Here is a 21,337-nt window from a genome sequence, read left to right as displayed (position 1 = left end):
GGGGGTCGGAGCGGGATGCGGATAGGCTCGGATGGCCATGACCCGAATCGTCTCCGGATACGCCGGCTCCCTCACCCTCCAGGTGCCGAAGAGCGGCACCCGGCCCACGAGCGACCGGGTGCGCGAGGCGGCCTTCTCGGCCCTCGACGCCCGCGGTTCCGTGCACGGCGCGCGCGTGCTCGACCTCTACGCCGGCTCAGGTGCGCTGGGGCTCGAGGCCGCCAGCCGCGGCGCGACCGCCGTGACCCTCGTGGAGCGCAGTGCCGCCGCCGCGCAGATCTGCCGCCGCAACGCCGCCGCGGTCACCCGGGCGGCACCGGCGTCCGCGCGCCCCGTTGTCGAGGTGCGCGCGACGAGCGTCCAGGCCTTTCTCGGCGGGGCGGCCGGGCCCTTCGACCTCGTGTTCGTCGACCCGCCGTACGACGTCGACGACGTCGAGCTGCTCGGCGTCCTCACCGCGCTCGTCCCCCTCCTCTCCCCCGACGCGTCGGTCTGCGTGGAGCGCAGCACCCGCACCGGCACACCGTCCCTCCCCGAGGGTCTGGAGCTCGCACGCCGCAAGGACTACGGCGAGACGGTCCTCTTCTGGCTGGAGCCCACGGCCTCCTGAGCCGCGTCTCGGGCGGCGCGGGGCAAGCGCGGCCCGCGGCCAGCGCGGCCCGCGCCGCGCGCAACTGTTGGTCGCAACACGCCGCCACCCGCAAACCGGTGGTCGCAACACGCCGCGTATGCAGGTCCCGCCGCGGCGTGTCGTGACCACTGGATCGAGTGGTCAGCGCGGATCGCGGCGCACAGCACGCTGGTCGCGAACCGCTGCATCCCGAGATCCAGTGGTCGCAACACGCCGCCATCCGCAAGCCAGTGGTCACAACACGCCGCGCCTCGAAAACCGGTGGTCACGACACGCCGCGTTTGCAGGTGCCGCCGCGGCGTGTTGCGACCACTGGATCGAGTGGTCAGCGCGGATCGCGGCGCGAGGCAAGCGCGCGGGCGCGGAGGCGCGGGCGCGGAGGCACGGGCTCGGAGGCACAGGCTCGGAGTCGCGGGCGCGGAGGCGCGGTCGGGTCGGACCGGGTCAGCCGGCGGCGCCATCCCATTCGAGGTAGGGGTCCCAGCCGCCGCGCTCGTCGAAGGGTCGGCCGGCGACGAAGAGGCCCGCGCCCTCCCGCACCGTGCCGATGCGGCGGAAGCCGCCGGGCAGAGCGGTGCCGGCCGGGAACGCGGCGAACAGGCTGTGGTCCTCTCCCCCCGTCAGTGCGGCCCGCGGGTCGTCTCCCAGCAGCGCGGGGTCGAGATCGATGGCGACACCGCTGGCCTCGGCCACCCGGCGGGCGTCCAGGGCGAGCCCGTCGCTGAGGTCGAGCATCGCCGTCGCGCCCGCCTCCGCTGCCGACGGCCCGTCGGCGATCGGCGGACGCGGACGCAGCTGGGCGCCGACCGCCGTGGGATGCGTCGCGGCGACGGCGTGGAACCGCTCGCGGCTCGGCACCCCTACCTCATCCACGCCCTCCGCGAAGAGCAGCCGGAGCCCCTCCGCCGCGGCCCCGAGCGCTCCGGAGACCGCGACGACGTCCCCGGGCCGCGCGCCGCTGCGCAGGACGGGAGGGCGCCCCTGCAGGTCGCCGAACGCGGTGACCGCGAAGGTCAGGGTCTCGGAGACCGACAGATCCCCTCCCACGACCCCGCAGCCGGGTGCGAGCTGTTCGCACGCGAGGCGGAAGCCGTCGGCGACGGCCTCCAGATCGGCGACGGGCATGGAGGACGGGGCGGCGATCGCGACGACGAGCGCGGTCGGGACGGCGCCCATCGCGGCGACGTCGGAGAGGTTCGTCGCGGCGGCCTTCCACCCCAGGTCCTCGGGCGACGACCACGCGAGGCGGAAGTCGGGCCCGTGCACCATCATGTCGGTCGTCACGACATAGCGGCCGTCGGGAGCCGCCAGCACGGCCGCGTCGTCGCCCGGGCCGACCAGCGTCGCCGCCGAGGCGGGGAGCCGCGGGAAGATGCGGCGCAGCGCCTCGCGCTCGGAGGTCTCCCCCATCGTCGCGCCGGCGGCCGTGCTCTCAGACATTCCCATGTCTGGAAACGCTAGCCTGAATCATTGTGTCCGTACGCCGCACCGCCCTCGCCGCCGTCCTCGCCGCCGCCGCTCTCGCCCTCGCCGGCTGCGCGCCCACCGTCTCGCTCGAGCCCGGCGCCGCCGCGAACGACCCGGGCTGCGCCGAGATCAGCGTGCGCCTGCCCGACACGGTGGCCGACAAGGACAAGCGCGTCACGGACGCCCAGGCCACCGGCGCCTGGGGAGACCCGGCCGCGGTCATCCTGCGCTGCGGCGTGCCGCCGATCGGGCCGACCACGCAGCCGTGCGTCAACGTCAACGGGGTCGACTGGGTGCTCATGACCGAGCCGACGGCGAAGACCATCGTCTATCAGACCTTCGGCCGCACTCCCGCGACCGATGTCGTGATCGACCACGTCGCCGGTGTCTCCGACTCGTCCGTCCTGCCCGAGTTCGCATCGGCGGTGTCGACGATCAAGCAGACGCGTCAGTGCCTCTCGACCCTGGACACGAGCCTCACGCCCACCGCGACGCCGACGCCGACGCCGACCACCACTCCCGCCGGCTGACCGCGATCGGGCTCAGGCCGCGGCGCGCGCCAGCGCCACCTGGATCAGCTCGTCGATCAAGTCCGGATACGACAGGCCCGACTCCTGCCAGCAGCGCGGGAACATCGAGATCGGCGTGAAGCCGGGCATCGTGTTGATCTCGTTGATCACGAAGCCGTCCGCGGTCAGGAAGAAGTCCACGCGGGCGAGCCCCTCGCCGCCGATGGCGTCGAAGGCGCGCACGGCGAGATCCGCCATGTCGGCCAGCTCGGCGTCGCTCAGGTCGGCCGGGCAGATGAGGTCGATGCCCGGAGCGTCGAGATACTTCGCCGCGAAGTCGTAGAAGTCGCGTCCCGACACCACCACCTCGCCCGCGACCGACGCGCGCGCCGGCTCCCCTGGCCGCCCGCCGAGGACGGCGATCTCGACCTCCCGGCCGACCAGCGCCGACTCGATGAGCACGCGGTCGTCCTCGGCGAGGGCGATCTCGATGGCCGCATCCAGCTCGGACCACTCCTTGACCTTGGTCACCCCGACGCTCGACCCGGCACGAGCGGGCTTCACGAACGCGGGCAGGCCGAGGGTCTCCGCCTCCACGCGCACGGCGTCGGGCGCCGTGCGCCAGCGGTGGGCGGTCACCGTCTGCCACGGGGCGACCGGGATGCCCGCCTGCAGCAGCACGGACTTCGTGAAGTGCTTGTCCATGCCGAGGGCGCTGGCGAGGACGCCGCTGCCGACGTACGGCAGGCCGGCGAGCTCGAGCAGCCCCTGGATGGTCCCGTCCTCGCCCCACGGGCCGTGCAGGATCGGGAAGACGATGTCGACGTCGCCGAGCGACTCCACGGTGCCGTCCGGATGCGTCACGGTCAGCTCGCGCGTGGCGACGCTCTCGGGCCAGTGGACGCGGGTGCCGTTGTCCTCGACCTCGGGCAGCACCTCCGCGTTCAGCGCGAAGCGTGCGGCATCGTCCGGCTGCAGCGTGAAGGCGCCGTCGTGGGTGATGCCGATCGGGATGACGCGGTACGCGCTACGGTCGATCGCCGCCAGGACCCCGGCCGCCGTTGCGCAGCTGATCGAATGCTCGCTTGAACGCCCCCCGAAGAGAAGAGCCACTGCGGCCGTGTCCGTCATCCGTCGTCCTTTCGCCTTGCGGCTCGTCCGAGTCCGTCGTGAGGTGCGGCGCGATGTCCTTCGGATCGAGCGTGCCGGCGAGCACCTGGCTCACCTGCCGCACGATCGGCATCTCCACGCCGCGCGCCTCCGCCAGGCTCAGCACGGGAGCGACCGAGGCCAGCCCCTCCGCCGTCTGGTTCATCTGCTTCACCACGTCGGTGAAGCTGTAGCCCTGGCCGAGCAGCCGCCCGGCGGTGTTGTTGCGGCTGAGCGACGACTCGCACGTCGCGATCAGGTCGCCGAGGCCCGCGAGGCCCGAAAGGGTCTGCGCCTCGGCGCCGTACGCCACGGCGAAATCGGTCATCTCGACCAGCCCGCGCGTGATGATCGACGCCTTCGTGTTCTCGCCGTAGCCGACGCCGTCCACGATGCCGATGGCGACGGCGATCAGGTTCTTGAGCACGCCGCCGAACTCCGTGCCGATCACGTCGGTGTTCACGAAGCTGCGGAAGTAGCGGTTGGTGGCGGCCATCGCGACCGTCTGCGCGGTCTCCAGGCTCACCGAGGAGACCACGGCCGCGGTCGGCTGCTCGCGCGCGATCTCCAGCGCCAGGTTCGGACCGGAGGCGACGGCGATGCGCTCGGCCTCGATCGGCAGGCCCTGGGCGATCACCTCGCTCATCCGCATCCCGGTGCTCTTCTCGACGCCCTTCATCAGGCTGACGACGATCGTCGACGGCCCGAGATAGGGCTTGATCGCCTCCAGGTTGTCGCGCAGGGTCTGGCTCGGGATGGAGATGAACACGACCTCCGCGTCGCGCATCGCCTCGCTGAGCTTCGAGGTCGCCCGCAGGGTGCGCGGGAGGTTGATGCCCTCCAGGTAGTCGCTGTTGCGCTTGACCTCGTTGATCTCGCGGGCGAGCTCCGGGCGGCGCGCCCAGAGCACGACGTCCGATCCGCCGTCGGCGAGGATCTTCGCGAACGTGGTGCCCCAGCTTCCGGCGCCGAGCACCGCGATGCGGCGCGGCGGCGTGGGAGGGGCCTTGCGTGCCGTCTTAGCCATCGAAGCGGCCGGTCTCCTTCTGGTTGTGCTGCGTCGGGTCCCAGCGCTCCGCAGGGGCCTTCTCGCCGCGCAGGTCTTCGAGCAGCGCGGTGATCGCCTGCATGATGACCGCGGTGGCTTCGGCCAGCGTCGCGGCGTCGAGATTGCGCCCCTCGAACGCCGAGAGGTCGACGGGGTCGCCGATCTTCACGTCGATCGTCTTGCGCGGGAAGAAGCTGATCTTCTTCGAATACCGCGCCATCACCTGCTGCGTGCCCCAGTGCGCCATCGGGATCACCGGGATGCCGTGCTCGAGCGCCATGCGGGCCGCGCCCGTCTTGCCGCGCATCGGCCACATGTCGGGGTCGCGCGTCAGCGAGCCTTCGGGGTAGACGACGACGATGCGCCCCTCCTCGATGATCTTCTGCGCGGCGTCGAGCGTCGTGGCACCGCGGGCGCCCCCGCCGCGCGCCACCGGCACCTGGCCGGACTTGCGCAGGAACCAGCCCACGACCGGGATGCGGAACAGGCTCTCCTTGGCGAGGAAGCGCGGGAGCCGTCCGAGCTTCCACAGCACCATGCCGACCATGACCGGGTCGATCTCGCTGTAGTGGTTCGGGGCGACGATGTACGCGCCGTGACGCGGCATCTTCTCCCGGTCCACGATGCGGAAACCGGCCATCAGGCTGCCGATGGGGACGACGAGCCCGGCGAGGACCCAGAAGATCGACGGGCGGCTCTTCTCCGAACGCTGACGTTTCACCGGGGGACGCTGGACGGCGGGATCTTCGGGATGTGACACATCCCTATTATCCGTGCCGTCACCCTTCGAGGACGAAGTCCGCTCCGAGCTGCTCCAGCTTCGTGATGAAGTTCGCGTACCCGCGGCTGATGATCCCGACGTTGCTGACGGTCGAGCGGCCCTCGGCGGTCAGCGCCGCGATGAGGTGGCTGAAGCCGCCGCGCAGGTCCGGGATCTCGATGTCGGCGCCCTTGAGGTCCGTCGGGCCCATGATCACCGCGGAGTGGTTGAAGTTGCGCTGGCCGAAGCGGCAGGCGTGCCCGCCGAGGCACTCCTTGTGCACCTGGATCTTCGCGCCCATGTCGATCAGCGCGTCGACGAAGCCGAACCGCTGCTCGTACACGGTCTCGTGCACGATCGACACGCCTTCGGCCTTCGCCAGCGCGATGACGAGCGGCTGCTGCCAGTCGGTCATGAACCCGGGGTGCACGTCCGTCTCGATCACGACGGGCTTGAGCTTGCCACCGGGGTGGAAGAAGCGGATGCCGTCGTCGTGGATCTCGAACGCGCCGCCGACCTTGCGGAAGACGTTGAGGAAGGTCAGCATCTCCGGCTGGCGGGCGCCGCCGACGTAGATGTCGCCGTTCGTCGCGAGCGCGGCAGCAGCCCAGCTGGCGGCCTCGTTGCGGTCGAAGAGGGCCGTGTGGCTGTAGCCGACGAGCTTCTTGACGCCCTCGATGCGGATCACCCGGTCGGTGTCGACCGAGATGATGGCGCCCATCTTCTGCAGGAGGTTGATGAGATCCATGATCTCGGGCTCGATCGCCGCTCCGGAGAGCTCGGTGATCCCGTCGGCGCGGACGGCCGTGAGGAGCACCTGCTCGGTCGCGCCGACGCTCGGGTACGGGAGCGACAGCTTCGCACCGTGGAGGCCGTTCGGGGCACTGAGGCGGATACCGGTCGGGCGCTTGTCGACGACGGCGCCGAACTGGCGCAGCACGTCGAGGTGGTAGTCGATCGGGCGGTCGCCGATGCGGCATCCGCCGAGGTCGGGGATGAACGCCTCGCCCAGACGGTGCAGCAGCGGCCCGCAGAACAGGATCGGGATGCGGCTGGAGCCGGCGTGCGCGTCGATGTCGGCCATGTGGGCCGACTCGACGGCGCTCGGGTCGAGCAGCAACTCGCCGTCCTCGCCGCCGTCTGTGACCTTGACGCCGTGCACCTCGAGCAGCCCGCGCACGACGCGCACGTCGCTGATGTCGGGCACGTTCCGCAGGACGCTCGGGCCTTCGCCGAGGATCGCGGCCACCATCGCCTTGGTGACGAAGTTCTTGGCCCCGCGGACCTCGATGCGGCCCCGGAGGGGGATGCCGCCGTTGATCGTGATGCGGTCGCCCTTGAGGCCGACGCGCGCTCCAGCTGCCTGAGCGTCCTGAAGAAGTGAGTTCAAAGTTTCACCGGGAGTGTCTTGGGCCGCCAACCAGCGCGGCTGCTTTCGTATTCGGAGATGCGCGCCTCATCGCGCAGGGTCAGAGCGATGTCGTCCAACCCTTCGAGCAAACGCCAGCGAGTGTAATCGTCGATGTCGAAAGACACCTGGACCTCACCGATCGTCGCAGTCTTGGCAACCAGATCCACGGTCGCCGCTATTCCCGGCTGTGCCTCGATGGCCGCCCAGAGACGCTCGGCGTCCTCTTCGGTGATCTGGCCGGCGAGCAGTCCCTGCTTGCCCGAGTTGCCGCGGAAGATGTCCGCGAAGCGCGGGCTGAGCACGACCCGGAAGCCGAAGTCGCGCAGCGCCCAGACCGCGTGCTCGCGGGAGGAGCCGGTGCCGAAGTCGGCGCCGGCGACCAGCACCGAGGCTCCCTGATACGGCTCCTGGTTCAGGACGAAGTCCGGGTCCTGACGCCACCCGTGGAACAGGGCGTCCTCGAAGCCGGTCTTGGTGACGCGCTTGAGGAACACCGCCGGGATGATCTGGTCGGTGTCCACGTTGGAACGGCGCAGCGGGGCGGCCACGCCGGTCACGGTCTCGAACTTCTCCATCAGGCGTTCACCTTCTCTCCGGCGCGCGTGTCCGCGTCGCCGCCGCTCGGCGTGTCGCCGCCATCGTTATCCAAGTCCCAGGGACTGGACAGGGTGCCGCGGATCGCGGTCGCCGCCGCGACGAGCGGCGAGACCAGGTGCGTGCGGCCTCCCTTGCCCTGGCGACCTTCGAAGTTTCGGTTCGACGTGGAGGCGCAGCGCTCCCCCGGTGCGAGCTGGTCGGGATTCATGCCCAGGCACATCGAGCAGCCCGCGAAACGCCATTCGGCGCCGAACTCCTCGACGATCTTGTCGATGCCCTCGGCCTCGGCCTCGATGCGCACACGGGCGCTTCCCGGCACGACCATGACGCGCACGTTCTCGGCCTTCGTGCGGCCCTTGATGAGCGATGCGAAGGCACGGAGGTCCTCGATGCGGCTGTTGGTGCAGGAGCCCATGAAGACGGCGTCGACGGGGATGCTCTTCATCGGCGTCCCGGCTTCGAGGTCCATGTACTCCAGCGCGCGCTCGGCGGCGGCACGGGAGTTCGGGTCGGCGATCTGCGCCGGATCCGGCACGGACTCGCTGAGCGAGACGCCCTGGCCGGGGTTGGTGCCCCAGGTGACGAACGGCTCGATGTCGGCGGCGTCGAGGTAGACCTCGGCGTCGAAGACGGCGGCGTCGTCGGTGGAGAGGGTGTCCCAGTACGCGACCGCCTCGTCCCAGTCGGCCCCCTCGGGAGCGTGCGGGCGGCCCTTCAGGTAGGCGTAGGTGGTCTCGTCCGGGGCGACCATGCCCGCGCGGGCGCCGGCCTCGATCGACATGTTGCAGATCGTCATCCGGCCCTCCATCGAGAGGGCGCGGATCGCGCTGCCGCGGTATTCGAGCACGTACCCCTGGCCGCCGCCGGTGCCGATCTTGGCGATGACCGCCAGGATGATGTCCTTCGCGGTCACGCCGGGGCGCAGGTCGCCCTCGACCGTGATGGCCATGGTCTTGAACGCCTTCAGCGGCAGGGTCTGCGTCGCCATGACGTGCTCGACCTCGCTGGTGCCGATGCCGAACGCCATCGCACCGAAGGCGCCGTGCGTCGAGGTGTGGGAGTCGCCGCAGACCACGGTGATGCCCGGCATGGTGAGTCCCAGCTGCGGGCCCACGACGTGCACGATGCCCTGCTCGATGTCGCCCAGCGAGTGCAGGCGGATGCCGAACTCCTCGGCGTTGCGACGCAGCGTCTCGATCTGGGTGCGGCTCGTCAGGTCGGCGATCGGCCGGTCGATGCCGATGGTCGGGGTGTTGTGGTCCTCGGTGGCGATCGTGAGGTCCGGTCGTCGCACCGGGCGGCCGGCCACGCGCAGGCCGTCGAAGGCCTGGGGGCTGGTCACCTCGTGGACGAGGTGCAGGTCGATGTAGATCAGATCGGGCGAGCCGTCCTCGCCCTTCACGACCAGGTGGTCGCGCCAGACCTTCTCTGCGAGGGTCAGCGGAGAGCGATCGTTTTCGGTCGTCATTGTGCTCGTGCTCCTTAGCTTGCGTGCGGATCAGCCGTCGACGGACTCCGCGGCGAGAGTGGCCTGAGGACTAGGACTCGCCGCGGCGGCTAAGGAGGAGAAGACCCGCGTGCACGAGAGTCAGGATATCACCGACGGTCCCTCGGCCTCGTCCGGCGCGATGACCAGCACCGTCACGTTGTCGTGGCCGCCGGCCTCGACCGCGGCCTCCACGAGCTCGCCCGCCGGATCGTCCGGCTGCGTCGCCAGGATCGCCGCGATGCGCGCGTCGCTGAGCTCGCGGGTCAGTCCGTCCGAGCACACCAGGAAGGTGCGGCGGTCGGCCTCCGGGAGCAGCTCGGTGTCGGTGTCGACGAAGTCCTCCGCACCGAGGGCGCGGGTGATGACGTTGCGCTCGGGATGCACGGCGGCCTGGGCCTCGGTGATCAGCCCGGCGTCCACGAGCTCCTGCACCGCCGAGTGGTCGACGGTCAGCTGGGTCAGGGCCGTGCCGTCCCAGGCGTAGACGCGCGAGTCGCCGACGTTCACGACCATCCACTGCTCCACAGCCTTCTCGGGCACGCGCACGCGGACGACGCCCGCGAGCGTCGTGCCCGCGACCGCGGCGCCGGACTCGTCCGCGCCCGAGAGCGCCCGCACCGCGGCGTTGGCCTCGTCGATCGCGGCGACGACCTCGTCCGGGGTCGGCCGGCTGCCCGGCTGCAGGGTCCGGGCCAGGCTCTCGACCGCCGTCCGGCTGGCGAGATCGCCCCGGGCGTGGCCTCCCATGCCGTCGGCGACGACGTAGACCGGGTCCTCCGCGAGGAAGCCGTCCTCGTTCACGTGGCGTACCGCCCCGATGTCGCTCCGGGCGCTCACGCCGACGTGTGAGGTCATGTGCGGGGGTCCTCCTGCTGATCGCTCGGGACCACGACCTCGGCGGTCCCGGCCCGCGGGGCCTCGTCGGCCTCGTCGTCGTCCTCGCCGTGGATCGCCTCGGCGAGGGTGGAGCCGCTCATCCGCAGCTTCACCAGACTTGCAATGGTAGCGACAAGCATCGACCCCACGATGACCGCGAGCGACGTCCAGGTGTCGATGTCGGGCGCCCACTCGATGTGGTGGCCGCCGTTGATGAAGGGCAGCTCGTTCTCGTGCATCGCGTGGAACACGAGCTTCACCCCGATGAAGGCGAGGATGAAGGCGATTCCGTACTTGAGGTACACGAGCTTGTCGAGCAGGTGGCCGAGCAGGAAGTACAGCTGGCGCAGACCCATCAGGGCGAACACGTTCGCGGTGAACACGATGAACGGGCTCTGGGTGATGCCGAAGATCGCCGGGATGGAGTCGAGGGCGAACAGCAGGTCGGTCGTGCCGAGGGCGATGAAGACGATGATCAGCGGGGTGAACATCCGCCGGCCGTTGACCGTCGTGCGCAGCTTGTTGCCCTCGTACTGGTCGGAGACCTTGAGACGCTTGCGCGAGAAGCGGATGAACCAGCTGTCCTTCTGGCCCTCGTCGTCGTGGTTGCCGAACGCCTGGTTGATGGCCGTCCAGAGCAGGAACGCGCCGAAGATGTAGAAGATCCAGCTGAAGCTCGCGATGAGGCTCGCCCCGAGCACGATGAAGATCCCGCGGAAGATCAGCGCCAGGATGATGCCCACCATGAGCACCTCCTGCTGGTACTTCCTGGGCACCGCGAACCGGCCCATGATGATCACGAACACGAACAGGTTGTCGATGCTGAGGCTGTACTCGGTCAGCCAGCCGGCGAGGAACTGCCCGGCGTGTTCCGCGTCTCCGATCAGGAGCATCAGCAGCGCGAAAACGAGCGCGAGCGCGACGTAGAACGACACCCAGAGCGCCGACTCCTTCGGGCTCGGGATGTGCGGCCGCTTGAAAACGATCAGGAGGTCGAACGCGAGGACGAGCAGCAGCACGACCATCGAGCCGATCTCGAACCAGAGCGGGAGGGCGAGTTCCATGGAGGGACCTTTCGAAGGGCATCGTAAAAGAGCCGAAAGTCTCTCCCGCACCCTGTCGGGTGCCGCCGTGCCCGGGTCCGAGTGGACCGTGATGACGTTCACAGCGCCGGCGGCGGTGCGTGCACCGCGACCGTCCGGGATACTCCCCTTCGCGAAGACCTATTCTACCGGACTCCCCGGGGCTCCGGTCACGCGCGTACAGTGCCGCCCGTGGAGTGGGTCGAGTTCGAGAGCGCGGTGGTCGCGGCGGCGGGCTTCGACGACGGCGAGCACCTGCTCGAGATCGTCTTCATGTCGGGCGCGCACTACCGGTACCGCCTCGTCTCGGACCGCATCTGGCGTGAATTCCGTTCGGCGCCGTCGGCGGGCCGCTACTTCGCGGAGCGCATCCGGGACCATTTCCCGACCGAATGGCTGCCCTGACACCTTTCGCGCCGCGTACCCTATCGGTTACGTACCAATGCGGGTACATTGAAGGCCATGGACGCACTGCTGCACGCACTGGCCGACGAGAGCCGGCGCACGATCCTCGAGCGGCTCCGGAGCGGGCCGGCGACGGCGGGCGAGCTGGCCGAGGCGCTCCCGATCGCACGGCCGGGCGTGTCGCGGCACCTCCGCGTGCTGCGCGAGTCCGGGCTCGTCGACGTCGACCAGCAGGCCCAGTGGCGGGTGTACCGGCTCCGGCCGGAGCCGCTCGTCGAGCTGGACGCCTGGCTGGACGGGTACCGCACGATCTGGGAGCACCGGCTCGACGCCCTGCACACCGAGATCGCCCGCGGCACGCACCACCGGGATCCCGCGGCGCAGCAGGACGCGCCTGAACAGAACGCACCGGATCCGAACGCACCGGATCAGAACAGGAGAGCACAGTGAACCGCATCATCGGCACCATGCGCCGGCTGGACGAGCAGCACGGCGCCGTCCGCGTGGAGGACGTCTACGACACCGGGATCGACGACCTGTGGGCGGCCATCACGCAACCCGCGAGACTCGCCAGGTGGGTCGCCGCCGTGGAGGGCGAGCCCACGCTCGGAGACACGTTCCGTGCCGCCTTCACGAGCGGATGGGAGGGGCCGGCGCGCGTCGAGGCCTGCGAAGCGCCCGACCGGCTCGTCGTGACCCTCTCCCCCGGCGCGGACGACGAGACCGCCATCGAGGCCCGACTCACCGCCGAGGGCGACCGCACCCGGCTCGTCGTGGAGGAGCGCGGGCTGCCGCTGGAGGTCCTGCACTTCCACGGCGCGGGCTGGCAGGCCCACCTCGAGGACCTGGCACGCACCTTGTCGGGAGCCGACTCCGCGTGGCAGCCCCGCTGGAAGGAGCTCACCCCGGACTACGAGGCGATGGTCGTGAGCTGAGCCCGCACAACGAAGAAGCCCTCCCGGACATGGTCCGAGAGGGCTTTTCTGAGTGGTGACCCCAGCGGGATTTGAACCCGCGTTACCGCCGTGAGAGGGCGACGTCCTAGGCCGCTAGACGATGGGGCCGTGTTTTACAACTCAATGATCATGCCACAGTTCGGGTTCTTCCTCCAAAACGAGGGCGAAATCCGGGTGTGTCGCGGCCGTCAGGCGAGGACGCGGAGGGCGCCCGGCACGACGCTCACGTCGACCGGGAGCGGCCCGATGCGCTCGCCGTCCGCGTAGGCGACGACACCCTCCGCCTCGATCCGGACGCTGCTCAGTGGCCGGAACGACACCTCGGCGAGGTCGGCGTGCTGGCCCCGGAACACCTTCGGGAACATCCGGAGGAACCGCGCCTTGGACATGCGGCGCACGATGAAGAGGTCGAGTCGGCCGTCGTCGAGGGCGGCGTGCGGGACGATGCGCATCCCCCCGCCCAGGGAGCGGTTGTTGGCGACGGAGACGAGCATCGCCTCCACGTCGAGCGTCTCGCCGTCGACGACGATGCGGTAGGGGCGCGGCGCGAGCGTCGCCAGCTCGCGGAACAGGGCGAGGATGTAGCGGCTGCGGCCGCGCGGGCGTGTCATCAGGTTGGCCCGCTCGTTCACGGTGGCGTCGAAGCCCGCCGACAGCACGGCGCCGAACCACGTCGACAGGTCGCCGTGCCGCACCACGCCGGCATCGATCGTGCGCGGTTCGCGGTCGAGGGCGGACAGCAGGTGGGCGATCGCGGCCTCCGCATCGCCCACCGGGATCCCGAGGCCGTCGGCGAGGTCGTTGCCGGTGCCGCTCGGGACGATGCCCAGCGGCGTCGAGGTCTGGGCGACGATGTTGATGCCGAGGTTGGCCATCCCGTCGCCGCCGACGACGACCAGCGCGTCGGCGCCCGCCTCGACGGCGTGCGCGGTCTCGCGCCGGAGGAGCTCGATGTTCGCCTCGTCCACGGCGACCACCGCGTACCCGGCGGCCCGGAGGCGCTCCACGGCGAGAGGCCCCACCTCGCGGTGGTGCCCGAACGACGCCATGGGATTGACCGCGACCACGACGGTTCTCTGGGGTGCGGCCATAGTGCACGATGATGGCACACGACCGCACCCCGCGGACGCACGACTCAGAGACGCACGCGCCTCAGCAGCTGCGCGTTGAGGGCCACCACGATCGTCGAGACCGACATGAGCACGGCGCCGAACGCCGGCGATACGACGACGCCGATGCCGGTCGCGACTCCGGCGGCGAGGGGGAGCGCGACGACGTTGTAGCCGGTCGCCCAGGCCAGGTTCTGCAGCATCTTGCGGTAGGTCGCCCGCGAGAGCTCGACAACCTTCGCGACCCCCCGCGGGTCGCTGGAGGCCAGGACGATCCCGGCGGACTCGATCGCCACATCGGTCCCCGCTCCGATCGCGATGCCGACGTCCGCCTGCGCCAGCGCCGGTGCGTCGTTCACCCCGTCGCCCACCATCGCGACGCGGGAGCCGTCGCGCTGCAGCCGCGCGACCGTCCCCGCCTTGTCGCCGGGGAGGACCTCCGCATAGACCTCGTCGATGCCGAGGCCGGCGGCGACGGCCTCCCCCACCGCACGGGAGTCGCCGGTGAGCATCGCGACGCGGATTCCGCGGTCGCGCAGCGCCCGGACCGCCTCCGCGGACTCGGGACGGACGACGTCGGCGAGGGCGATCGCTCCGGCCACCCGATCGCCCTGCAGCACGTAGACGACCGTCTGCCCCAACCGGGCGGCCTCGTCGGCGGCGGCCGAGACGGCCGCTCCCGCCGACACTCCCCGCTCGGCGAGCAGACGAGGAGCGCCGACCACGATGCGCTCGCCCTCGACCAGTCCCGCCGCCCCGCGGCCGCCCAGCGCCTCGAAGTCGCCGACGGAGGGGATGGACAGGCCGCGCTCCCGGGCGGCGGTCACGATCGCGCGCCCGATGGGGTGCTCGGCCGGAGTCTCGACGGCGGCGGCGAGCGCCAGCAGGGCGTCCTCGTCGCCGTCCTCGGCTGCGACGGAGGCGACGCCCTGCCGCCCCTCTGTGAGCGTGCCGGTCTTGTCGAACAGGACGACGTCGATGCGCCGGGCGTCCTCCATGGCGTGGCGGTCGCGGATGAGGAGGCCGTTGCGGGCGCCGATCGCGGTGGAGATCTGGGCGACCAGCGGGATGGCGAGGCCGAGGGCGTGGGGGCAGGCGATCACCAGCACGGTGACGACCCGCTCGAGCACGAAGGCCGGGTCTCCGGGGCGCAGCAGGATCCACACCACCAGGGTGACGGTCGCCACGGCGAGCGCCACGTAGAAGAGCCACGCCGCGGCACGGTCCGCCAGCACCTGTGTGCCCGATTTGCTCGCCTGCGCGTCGGAGACGAGACGCATGATGCCGGCGAGGGCGGTGTCCCCGCCGGTCCGTCCGACGCGGACGACGAGGGAGCCGCTGCCGGAGATGCTCCCGGCGACGACCTGCTCGCCGGGTCCGCGGGTGACCGGCTTGGACTCGCCGGTCAGCAGGGACTCATCCAGGTCGCTGCGTCCGTCGACGATCTCGCCGTCGACCGGGACAGCGGAGCCGGGGCGCACCCGGACCAGGTCCCCGACCACCAGCGCCGCGACGGGGACGACCTCGGGGTCGGCGTGCGGGTCGGCGAGTCGCTCGGCGGTGTCCGGGAGGAGCTTCGCCAGCTGGCCCAGCGCGTCCTGGGCGCCCATCACCGCGGACATCTCGATCCAGTGCCCGAGCAGCATGATCAGGATGAGAGTGGCGAGCTCCCACCAGAAGTCCATGCCGGGGAGGCCGAGAGTGACGGCGAGGCTGTACCCGAACGCGACGACGATCGCGAGCGAAATGAGCGTCATCATGCCCGGCCGACGCCCGCGCAGCTCGTCGACGGCGCCCCGGAGGAAGACGAGTCCGCCGTAGAAGAAGATCGCGATGCCGAACGCGGCGGGGATGTACTGGCTGCCCGGGAACCGGGGGCCGGAGAGCCCGAGGATCTCTTGGAGGCCGTGCGAGAAGACCAGCGTCGGGATGGTCAGGACCAGCGTCAGCCAGAACTTGCGCCGGAACATCGCCGGATCGTGTCCGGAGTGTCCGGAGTGGTCGTGACCGCCGCCATCCTCGCGGTCGTGGTGGTCGTGCTCGCCGTGGCCGTGCACCTGCGTGTGCTCGGCCGTCTCGGCGCCACGGTGCGAGGTGTGCTGATCCTGGTGTGCGCTGCTGCTGTCCATGACACCACGAACGATACCCCTCCCGGGTATATTCCACCACCCCGTGACCCGATGCCGCCGCGCATCCCCGCCCCGGCTTGCACGCGCCGCCGGATCGGTATTTCCTTGGGGCATGAGACTCACCAAGTTCGAACACGCCGCCCTGCTCCTGGAGGACTCCGGAAAGAAGCTGTTCGTGGACCCGGGCAGCTTCACCACGCCCCTGACCGACACGGCCAACACGGTCGCCGTCGTCATCACCCACGAGCACGCCGACCACTGGACCCCCGAGCAGCTGACCCGCGTGCTCGACCTGAACCCCGAGGCGACGATCTTCGCCCCGGAGGGCGTGGCCCGGGCGGCGGCCGACTTCGACGTCACCGTGGTGCACGCCGGCGACACTGTCGAGGCCGGTCCGTTCACCCTCCGGTTCTTCGGCGGCGTCCACGCGGTGATCCACTCCAGCATCCCGACGGTGGACAACCTCGGCGTCTTGATCAATGACGAGCTCTACTACGCCGGCGACTCCTTCACGATTCCCGAGGGGGTCGAGGTCGACGTGCTCGCGGCGCCCGCCGGGGCTCCGTGGATGAAGGTCGCCGAGGTGATGGACTACGTGCTCGCGGTGAAGCCGAAGCGCAGCTTCCCGACGCACGAGATGGTGCTCTCGCGTGCGAGCAAGGACATGTCGAACGCGCGGATCGCCTGGGCGACCGAGCAGAACGGCGGGGAGCACTTCGCCCTGGAGCCCGGCGACACCCTCGATCTGTGAGCGGTACGCCCTCCCCCGACGACACGTCGGCCGCGCCGGTCGTCGTATGGTTCCGCGACGACCTCCGGATCGCGGACAACCCCGCCGTGCGCGCGGCCGCGGATTCCGGGCGGCCGGTGCTCTGCCTCTTCGTCTGGGACGAGGAGTCGGAGGGCGTGCGGCCCCCCGGCGGCGCCGCACGCTGGTGGCTGCACCACTCGCTCACGGCGCTGTCCGCCGACCTCGAAGGGATCGGCGCGCGCCTGACCGTGCGCCGCGGCCCGGCCGAGCGGGTCGTCGCGCAGGTCCTGCGCGAGACGGGGGCGGGCGCCGTCGTCTGGAACCGGCGCTACGGCGGCGCGGAACGACGGATCGACGAGGCCGTCAAGACGGCCGCGCGCGCAGGCGGGATCGAAGCGACCAGCTTCGCGGGCTCGCTGCTCTTCGAACCCTGGACCATCCGCACGGGAGCCGGCACGCCGTTCTCCGTGTACACGCCGTTCTGGCGGGCCTGTCTCGCTGCGCCCCCGCCCCGCAGACCGCTCTCGGCACCACGCGAGCTGACGCCCGCCGCCCCGCTCGACGGCGAGAGCATCGACGCGCTGGAGCTGCTGCCCACCGACCCCGACTGGTCAGGCGGACTCCGCGATGCGTGGGAGCCGGGCGAGAAGGCGGCCCGGCGGCGGCTCGCCGAGTTCCTCGACGACGACGTCGCCCGCTACCGCGACGATCGCGACACCCCGGGCATCGATGCGACCTCCCGGCTCTCCCCCCATCTGCGCTGGGGCGAGCTCAGCCCGCACCAGGTCTGGCACGCGACCGCCGAGGCGCGCGACCGGTCGAACGCCGAGGGCGCGAGCACCTTCCTGAGCGAGATCGGCTGGCGCGAGTTCGCGTATCACACGCTCTTCGAACACCCCGAGCTGGCGACCGTCAACATCCATCGCGAGTACGACTCCTTCCCCTGGCCCCGCCTGCACCCTGCGGCTCTCCGGGCCTGGCATCAGGGTCGCACCGGCATCCCCCTCGTGGACGCGGGAATGCGCGAACTGTGGACGACCGGGACCATGCACAACCGCGTGCGCATGGTGGTCGCGTCGTTCCTGATCAAGAACCTGCTCATCGACTGGCGACGCGGCGAGCAATGGTTCTGGGACACCCTGGTGGACGCCGACCCGGCGAGCAACCCGTTCAACTGGCAGTGGGTCGCCGGCAGCGGCGCCGACGCGGCGCCGTACTTCCGCGTCTTCAACCCCGAGCTCCAGCGCACGAAGTTCGACCCGCACGGCGACTACGTGCGCCGCTGGGTCCCCGAGTGGGACACGGCGGACTACCCGGAGCCGATCGTCGACCTCGCCGAGACCCGGCGGGCGGCGCTGGCCGCGTTCGACGCCGTCAAGAAGGCGCGGTGAGCACGAAGCGCCGAAGCAGGGGCGAGAGGCGCGGCCCGTACGGGGTCAGCGCCCGTGCTCGGCGAGGATCTGGTCCACGTCGATGCTCGCGAGCAGCGCACCCCAGTCGAGGGCGCGCGCTTCGTCCGCCTGCGCCTCCTCGGCGAGGACCTTGCCGCTGCGTTCCACGACGATGCCGTTCGGCAGGCGGCGGTTGAGTTCGGCGAGGATGGCGTCGTCGACCGCCTCCGCGTCGAAGTCGGCGCCGACGCGGGCGAAGTAGTCGCCGGAGACGGTGTAGGAGACGATCCCGGTTTCGATGCGGCTCATGGGCCGCATGCTACTCCGCGGGGGGTACTGTGCGCCGCATGACCGATCGTGACGAGACCCCCGCCCCCATCCCCGCCCCCGCTTCCGCCGACGCCGACACCGACGCCGGCATCGGCGACGGCGACGATCCGACCGCGACGAGTGCGGACGCCCTCTTCGACGCCGTCGCCGGACTCGGGGAGACGCCGGAGGACCAGCTCGACACGGTCGCCGAGCGCAACACGTCGCTGGAGGAGCGGCTGCCCGGCGACGACCACAGCGGCGGCGCCTCCCGCTCCCCCGACCAGGGGTAGGCCGCTCCGGAGCGGCCCGGAGGGGGGACTCCCGGAACCCGCGCACCGCTCGATAGCGTGGCGCGATGGACGGCGGACGGATGAGCGAGCGGGCACCGGGAGCAGCGGTGATGGCGCAGGTCGTGCGCCTGCACGACGCGGCCCCGCCCCGTTCGGCGTTCGCCCGGGCGCTCGGTATCGCCCCGCTCGACGACGAGACGGTCCCGTGGTTCGTCGGTGCCCTCGGCGAGCGGGAGGTCGGCGAGCGGCTGGCGCACCTGCCGGACGGCTGGCGGGTCTTCCATGCCCTTCCGGTCGGGTCGGGCGATGCCGATCTGGATCACCTGGTGGTCGGGCCCGGCGGCGTCTTCGTGGTGAACACCAAGCATCATCGGGGGGCCCGGGTCTGGGTCGCCGAACGGGCCGTGCTGGTCGACGGCGCCAAGAAGCCCTACCTGCGGAACGCCGATCTCGAGACGTCGCGGGTGCGCGGGCTGCTCGCGGGAGCCGGGATCGACGCGCCGGTGCGTGCGGTCGTCGCCGTCGTCGGGGCGAAGGAGCTGCGGGTGCGCGCACGGCCGCGCACGGTGGACGTCGTGCGCGGTGAGGGACTCGTGCGCTGGCTCGTCCGTCGCCCGCCCGTGCTCGACCCGGCCACCGTGGCCGCGGTCGCGAGCCTGGTCGATGCGCCGGGCACCTGGCGCGAAGCCGACCTCCACCCCGACGTCGCCGACCGGTTCGACCGGATCGAGCGCGAGGTGCGCAGCGCCCGCCTGGTCCGCGCCGGCTGGGCGGTCGCGGCGGCCCTCGCCCTGGTCGCGGTGGCGCTGCCGTTCCTGCCGCGCTGAGTCCGGCGTCCTCTCAGCCGGGGGGATTCAGAACGCGGGATGCGCCGTCGTGGTCATGACGACGGTCAGCGCACCCTCGGCCTCCACCGCCTCCAGCGCGATCTCCACGCCGCTCAGCTCGGCGAGCGAGCGCAGATGCGTCCCGCCGCACGGGATGGACGCGGTGCGGCCGGGCAGCGCGCACGTCCAGAGCCGCCGGTCGCCGAGGCCCTCCGACTCGCGCTGGATGGACACGGCGGCGCCGGTCGCGACCCACTCGGCCAGCAGGGCGTTGGCCGAGGCGACGATCTCGTCGAGCCGTGCGGGCAGCTCCGCGGCGGGGAACCCCTTCTTGCGCAGGCTCTTGCCGATGCGGTACTCGTCGCGCGAGGCGTCCGGGAGGATGCGCGACGTGACGATCGCCAGCCGGTCGAAGTCGGGGCGCCCGCGGCCGTCGCCCGGCACCTCCTTCGTCCAGAGGGGTGCGAGCGCCTCGTTGAGGGCGAGCGAGGCGAGGTGGCAGGCGGTGTGACCGGCGGAGAGGGCGCGGCGGGCTTCCGGATCGACGTCGACGGTGACGGGGCTGCCGGGCGTCAGTCCTGCGGCGTCGTCGACGAGGTGGCAGACGACGAACGACCAGCCCTCCGTTCCGGTACGGACCGGAGCGTCGCCGACGTGGAAGACGTCGCCGTCGGTCGCGCCGACGACGGCGTCGACGACGGCGCGGGCGCGGCCGTCGACCGCGATCGTCCCCACGTCGGCGGGCTGGTCCGGCCAGACCGGGTCGACGGCGTGGAACGCCGTGCGATCGAGCACGACGGCCGTGCGGCCGTCGGGCAGCGGCACGGTGTGGAGGACAGTTCCGGTCGAGGTGAGGTCGCCGGAGGGGTAGGTGACGACGGTGTCGGTCCGCGGGAGGGTCATCCCTCCAGCGTACGGGCCGCTAGGCTGACGCCGTGATCCGACGAGCAGCTTCCGCCGTGGCCATGATCGCGGCCGTGGGGCTGCTCGCCGCGTGCTCGCCGATCCAGACGGCCCGGCTGCAGGAGGACGTGGACTCGGCACCGGGGGTCACGGCCTTCTACACGCAGCCGGATCCGCTGCCGTCCGGCGAGCCCGGCAGCGTCATCCGGTCGGCGCCGGTGCTCGGCGCCCCTCCCGGCTCCGTCGCGACACGCATCCTGTTCCGCTCGACGGACCTGAACGGCCGGCCCGTCGTCAACTCGGGACTGCTGGTCGTGCCCGACTCCCCCGCCCCCGCCGGCGGCCGCACCATCGTCTCGTGGGGGCACCCGACGACCGGCGTCGCGGAGAGATGCGCGCCCTCGCGCGCACTCGACCCGTACGCAAGCGTCGAGGGTCTCACGGACTTCCTGAACCGCGGCTACGCCGTGGTCTACACCGACTACACCGGGATGGGCACGGCAGGGCCGGACTCCTACCTCGTCGGAGACACCGCCGGACGCAACATCCTCGACGCGGCCCGCGCGGCGCGCGACGTGCTCGGGAGCACGGTCAGCGACCGGGTGGTGCTCTGGGGCCACTCCCAGGGCGGCCAGGCCGTGCTCTTCGCGGCGCAGCTCGCCCGCAGCTACGCCCCGGAGCTCGACGTGGAGGCCGCCGCCGTCGCGGCACCGGCCACCGACCTCGCCTCGCTGCTGCGGGACGACATCGGCGACATCTCCGGCGTGACCATCGGCTCGTACGCGTTCCAGGCCTACTCGACGGTCTACGACGAACCGTTGACCACCATCCTCACCCCGCACGCGATCACGGCGCTGCCGGCCATGAACGACCTCTGCCTGCTCACGCAGAACAAGGCGCTGCACACGATCGCGCAGCCGCTGGTCGGCCGATTCTTGACTTCCGACCCGGAGACCACGGAACCGTGGTCGGGGCTGCTCGCGCAGAACACGCCGGGCGGGAGCGCACTCGCGATGCCGCTCTTCGTCGCCCAGGGCGAGAGCGACAAGCTGGTGCGCCCCTCCGCCACGGACGCGTTCGTCGCGCGAGCGAAAGGCGACGGAACGACGGTGACGTACGACCGGATCCCCGGTGCGACGCACGCCACCGTCGCGCTGCGTTCGCTCCGCTCGCTCTTCGACTGGTTGCACAGTGTCGGAGTGAGCGGGACGAGCACGTCCGCGACGTGAGCTCCTCATCGCGGAC

General features: G+C 71.3%; 23 protein-coding genes and 1 tRNA gene. 10 read left to right on the top strand and 14 right to left on the bottom strand.

Annotated elements, in window-relative coordinates:
- Positions 1-37: 37 nt before the first annotated feature.
- Complete coding sequence (gene rsmD / locus ACFVU2_RS07740; RefSeq protein ID WP_387872713.1) at positions 38-610, top strand: 16S rRNA (guanine(966)-N(2))-methyltransferase RsmD; 573 nt, start codon at positions 38-40, stop codon at positions 608-610.
- 465 nt (positions 611-1,075) lie between these two features.
- Here the strand turns inward: rsmD and thiL are convergent, their stop codons facing one another.
- Entirely contained in the window at positions 1,076-2,077 is a 1,002-nt protein-coding gene (gene thiL / locus ACFVU2_RS07735; protein WP_387872712.1) for a thiamine-phosphate kinase, read from the bottom strand.
- 26 nt (positions 2,078-2,103) lie between these two features.
- On the opposite strand from thiL, the gene ACFVU2_RS07730 reads away from it, so the two are divergent.
- Positions 2,104-2,628: a DUF3515 family protein gene (locus tag ACFVU2_RS07730; protein WP_387872711.1), complete on the top strand. Its 525-nt coding sequence runs from the start codon at positions 2,104-2,106 to the stop codon at positions 2,626-2,628.
- A gap of 12 nt (positions 2,629-2,640) precedes the next feature.
- Here ACFVU2_RS07730 and ACFVU2_RS07725 read toward each other — a convergent pair whose 3' ends face one another.
- The 8 genes from ACFVU2_RS07725 to ACFVU2_RS07690 all read right to left on the bottom strand — a co-directional run bounded on the left by ACFVU2_RS07725 (position 2,641) and on the right by ACFVU2_RS07690 (position 11,001).
- A complete protein-coding gene (locus ACFVU2_RS07725; RefSeq protein ID WP_387872709.1) occupies positions 2,641-3,738 on the bottom strand; it encodes a D-alanine--D-alanine ligase family protein in 1,098 nt (365 codons plus the stop codon).
- The gene (locus tag ACFVU2_RS07720; protein ID WP_387872708.1) at positions 3,635-4,783 is read right to left on the bottom strand and encodes an NAD(P)H-dependent glycerol-3-phosphate dehydrogenase; all 1,149 of its coding nucleotides are present in this window, start codon (positions 4,781-4,783) and stop codon (positions 3,635-3,637) included. Before ACFVU2_RS07720 ends, ACFVU2_RS07725 begins: the two co-directional genes overlap by 104 nt.
- Positions 4,776-5,525, bottom strand: a complete 750-nt coding sequence (locus ACFVU2_RS07715) for a lysophospholipid acyltransferase family protein (RefSeq protein WP_387872706.1) — start codon at positions 5,523-5,525, stop codon at positions 4,776-4,778. The genes ACFVU2_RS07720 and ACFVU2_RS07715 overlap by 8 nt, the downstream gene beginning before the upstream one ends.
- Before the next feature lie 58 nt (positions 5,526-5,583).
- Entirely contained in the window at positions 5,584-6,954 is a 1,371-nt protein-coding gene (murA, locus tag ACFVU2_RS07710) for a UDP-N-acetylglucosamine 1-carboxyvinyltransferase (protein ID WP_387872704.1), read from the bottom strand.
- Positions 6,951-7,550 (bottom strand): 3-isopropylmalate dehydratase small subunit, encoded by a 600-nt coding sequence (gene leuD, locus ACFVU2_RS07705; protein ID WP_387872702.1) that lies wholly within the window; start codon positions 7,548-7,550, stop codon positions 6,951-6,953. Before leuD ends, murA begins: the two co-directional genes overlap by 4 nt.
- Entirely contained in the window at positions 7,550-9,040 is a 1,491-nt protein-coding gene (gene leuC / locus ACFVU2_RS07700; RefSeq protein ID WP_387872701.1) for a 3-isopropylmalate dehydratase large subunit, read from the bottom strand. Before leuC ends, leuD begins: the two co-directional genes overlap by 1 nt.
- A gap of 120 nt (positions 9,041-9,160) precedes the next feature.
- Positions 9,161-9,916, bottom strand: coding sequence for a PP2C family protein-serine/threonine phosphatase (locus tag ACFVU2_RS07695; RefSeq protein WP_387872699.1), 756 nt, complete (start codon positions 9,914-9,916; stop codon positions 9,161-9,163).
- A complete protein-coding gene (locus ACFVU2_RS07690) occupies positions 9,913-11,001 on the bottom strand; it encodes a TerC family protein (RefSeq protein WP_387872697.1) in 1,089 nt (362 codons plus the stop codon). Before ACFVU2_RS07690 ends, ACFVU2_RS07695 begins: the two co-directional genes overlap by 4 nt.
- A 210-nt stretch (positions 11,002-11,211) precedes the next feature.
- On the opposite strand from ACFVU2_RS07690, the gene ACFVU2_RS07685 reads away from it, so the two are divergent.
- From ACFVU2_RS07685 to ACFVU2_RS07675, 3 genes are read left to right on the top strand one after another with little or no spacing between them, the layout of a single operon-like run.
- Positions 11,212-11,424: a KTSC domain-containing protein gene (locus ACFVU2_RS07685; protein ID WP_387872695.1), complete on the top strand. Its 213-nt coding sequence runs from the start codon at positions 11,212-11,214 to the stop codon at positions 11,422-11,424.
- Positions 11,425-11,481: 57 nt separating this feature from the next.
- Positions 11,482-11,874: an ArsR/SmtB family transcription factor gene (locus ACFVU2_RS07680; protein WP_387872694.1), complete on the top strand. Its 393-nt coding sequence runs from the start codon at positions 11,482-11,484 to the stop codon at positions 11,872-11,874.
- Positions 11,871-12,359, top strand: a complete 489-nt coding sequence (locus tag ACFVU2_RS07675) for an SRPBCC domain-containing protein (RefSeq protein WP_387872693.1) — start codon at positions 11,871-11,873, stop codon at positions 12,357-12,359. The genes ACFVU2_RS07680 and ACFVU2_RS07675 overlap by 4 nt, the downstream gene beginning before the upstream one ends.
- 53 nt (positions 12,360-12,412) lie before the next feature.
- On the opposite strand, the gene ACFVU2_RS07670 is transcribed toward ACFVU2_RS07675, so the two are convergent.
- The 3 genes from ACFVU2_RS07670 to ACFVU2_RS07660 form a co-directional block, all read right to left on the bottom strand.
- A tRNA-Glu gene (locus ACFVU2_RS07670) sits at positions 12,413-12,488 on the bottom strand.
- A gap of 80 nt (positions 12,489-12,568) precedes the next feature.
- Entirely contained in the window at positions 12,569-13,471 is a 903-nt protein-coding gene (locus ACFVU2_RS07665) for a diacylglycerol kinase family protein (protein ID WP_387872691.1), read from the bottom strand.
- A gap of 44 nt (positions 13,472-13,515) precedes the next feature.
- Positions 13,516-15,618, bottom strand: a complete 2,103-nt coding sequence (locus ACFVU2_RS07660; protein ID WP_387872690.1) for a copper-translocating P-type ATPase — start codon at positions 15,616-15,618, stop codon at positions 13,516-13,518.
- Between the two features lie 112 nt (positions 15,619-15,730).
- Between ACFVU2_RS07660 and ACFVU2_RS07655 the strand changes: the two genes are divergently transcribed.
- Complete coding sequence (locus ACFVU2_RS07655; protein WP_387872689.1) at positions 15,731-16,369, top strand: MBL fold metallo-hydrolase; 639 nt, start codon at positions 15,731-15,733, stop codon at positions 16,367-16,369.
- Positions 16,366-17,760, top strand: a complete 1,395-nt coding sequence (locus ACFVU2_RS07650) for a cryptochrome/photolyase family protein (protein ID WP_387872687.1) — start codon at positions 16,366-16,368, stop codon at positions 17,758-17,760. The genes ACFVU2_RS07655 and ACFVU2_RS07650 overlap by 4 nt, the downstream gene beginning before the upstream one ends.
- 45 nt (positions 17,761-17,805) lie before the next feature.
- On the opposite strand, the gene ACFVU2_RS07645 is transcribed toward ACFVU2_RS07650, so the two are convergent.
- The gene (locus ACFVU2_RS07645; protein WP_387872686.1) at positions 17,806-18,069 is read right to left on the bottom strand and encodes a hypothetical protein; all 264 of its coding nucleotides are present in this window, start codon (positions 18,067-18,069) and stop codon (positions 17,806-17,808) included.
- 38 nt (positions 18,070-18,107) lie between these two features.
- Between ACFVU2_RS07645 and ACFVU2_RS07640 the strand changes: the two genes are divergently transcribed.
- Positions 18,108-18,362, top strand: a complete 255-nt coding sequence (locus ACFVU2_RS07640) for a hypothetical protein (RefSeq protein ID WP_387872684.1) — start codon at positions 18,108-18,110, stop codon at positions 18,360-18,362.
- A 65-nt stretch (positions 18,363-18,427) separates the two neighbouring features.
- Complete coding sequence (locus ACFVU2_RS07635; RefSeq protein ID WP_387872682.1) at positions 18,428-19,189, top strand: nuclease-related domain-containing protein; 762 nt, start codon at positions 18,428-18,430, stop codon at positions 19,187-19,189.
- A gap of 27 nt (positions 19,190-19,216) precedes the next feature.
- Here ACFVU2_RS07635 and ACFVU2_RS07630 read toward each other — a convergent pair whose 3' ends face one another.
- Positions 19,217-20,092, bottom strand: coding sequence for a metal-dependent hydrolase (locus ACFVU2_RS07630; RefSeq protein WP_387872680.1), 876 nt, complete (start codon positions 20,090-20,092; stop codon positions 19,217-19,219).
- A 32-nt stretch (positions 20,093-20,124) separates the two neighbouring features.
- On the opposite strand from ACFVU2_RS07630, the gene ACFVU2_RS07625 reads away from it, so the two are divergent.
- Positions 20,125-21,321 (top strand): alpha/beta fold hydrolase, encoded by a 1,197-nt coding sequence (locus tag ACFVU2_RS07625; RefSeq protein WP_387872679.1) that lies wholly within the window; start codon positions 20,125-20,127, stop codon positions 21,319-21,321.
- Positions 21,322-21,337 lie beyond the last annotated feature (16 nt).

It is taken from the genome of Leifsonia sp. NPDC058194 (genome assembly GCF_042883605.1).
In the GTDB taxonomy this organism is placed as follows: Bacteria; Actinomycetota; Actinomycetes; order Actinomycetales; family Microbacteriaceae; genus Leifsonia.
Note: the sequence above shows the minus strand (reverse complement) of the source record. Positions and strands in the feature narration are given on the sequence as shown.

Excerpts from the sequence above, each read along its gene's own strand:
- ACFVU2_RS07640 (WP_387872684.1), top strand. The coding sequence starts at position 18,108 with ATGACCGATCGTGACGAGACCCCCGCCCCCATCCCCGCCCCCGCTTCC.
- ACFVU2_RS07645 (WP_387872686.1), bottom strand. The coding sequence starts at position 18,069 with ATGAGCCGCATCGAAACCGGGATCGTCTCCTACACCGTCTCCGGCGAC.
- ACFVU2_RS07720 (WP_387872708.1), bottom strand. The coding sequence starts at position 4,783 with ATGGCTAAGACGGCACGCAAGGCCCCTCCCACGCCGCCGCGCCGCATC.
- thiL (WP_387872712.1), bottom strand. The coding sequence starts at position 2,077 with ATGGGAATGTCTGAGAGCACGGCCGCCGGCGCGACGATGGGGGAGACC.
- ACFVU2_RS07695 (WP_387872699.1), bottom strand. The coding sequence starts at position 9,916 with ATGACCTCACACGTCGGCGTGAGCGCCCGGAGCGACATCGGGGCGGTA.
- ACFVU2_RS07690 (WP_387872697.1), bottom strand. The coding sequence starts at position 11,001 with ATGGAACTCGCCCTCCCGCTCTGGTTCGAGATCGGCTCGATGGTCGTG.
- ACFVU2_RS07665 (WP_387872691.1), bottom strand. The coding sequence starts at position 13,471 with ATGGCCGCACCCCAGAGAACCGTCGTGGTCGCGGTCAATCCCATGGCG.
- leuD (WP_387872702.1), bottom strand. The coding sequence starts at position 7,550 with ATGGAGAAGTTCGAGACCGTGACCGGCGTGGCCGCCCCGCTGCGCCGT.
- ACFVU2_RS07635 (WP_387872682.1), top strand. The coding sequence starts at position 18,428 with ATGGACGGCGGACGGATGAGCGAGCGGGCACCGGGAGCAGCGGTGATG.
- ACFVU2_RS07680 (WP_387872694.1), top strand. The coding sequence starts at position 11,482 with ATGGACGCACTGCTGCACGCACTGGCCGACGAGAGCCGGCGCACGATC.
- ACFVU2_RS07655 (WP_387872689.1), top strand. The coding sequence starts at position 15,731 with ATGAGACTCACCAAGTTCGAACACGCCGCCCTGCTCCTGGAGGACTCC.
- ACFVU2_RS07725 (WP_387872709.1), bottom strand. The coding sequence starts at position 3,738 with ATGACGGACACGGCCGCAGTGGCTCTTCTCTTCGGGGGGCGTTCAAGC.
- rsmD (WP_387872713.1), top strand. The coding sequence starts at position 38 with ATGACCCGAATCGTCTCCGGATACGCCGGCTCCCTCACCCTCCAGGTG.
- leuC (WP_387872701.1), bottom strand. The coding sequence starts at position 9,040 with ATGACGACCGAAAACGATCGCTCTCCGCTGACCCTCGCAGAGAAGGTC.
- ACFVU2_RS07660 (WP_387872690.1), bottom strand. The coding sequence starts at position 15,618 with ATGGACAGCAGCAGCGCACACCAGGATCAGCACACCTCGCACCGTGGC.
- ACFVU2_RS07630 (WP_387872680.1), bottom strand. The coding sequence starts at position 20,092 with ATGACCCTCCCGCGGACCGACACCGTCGTCACCTACCCCTCCGGCGAC.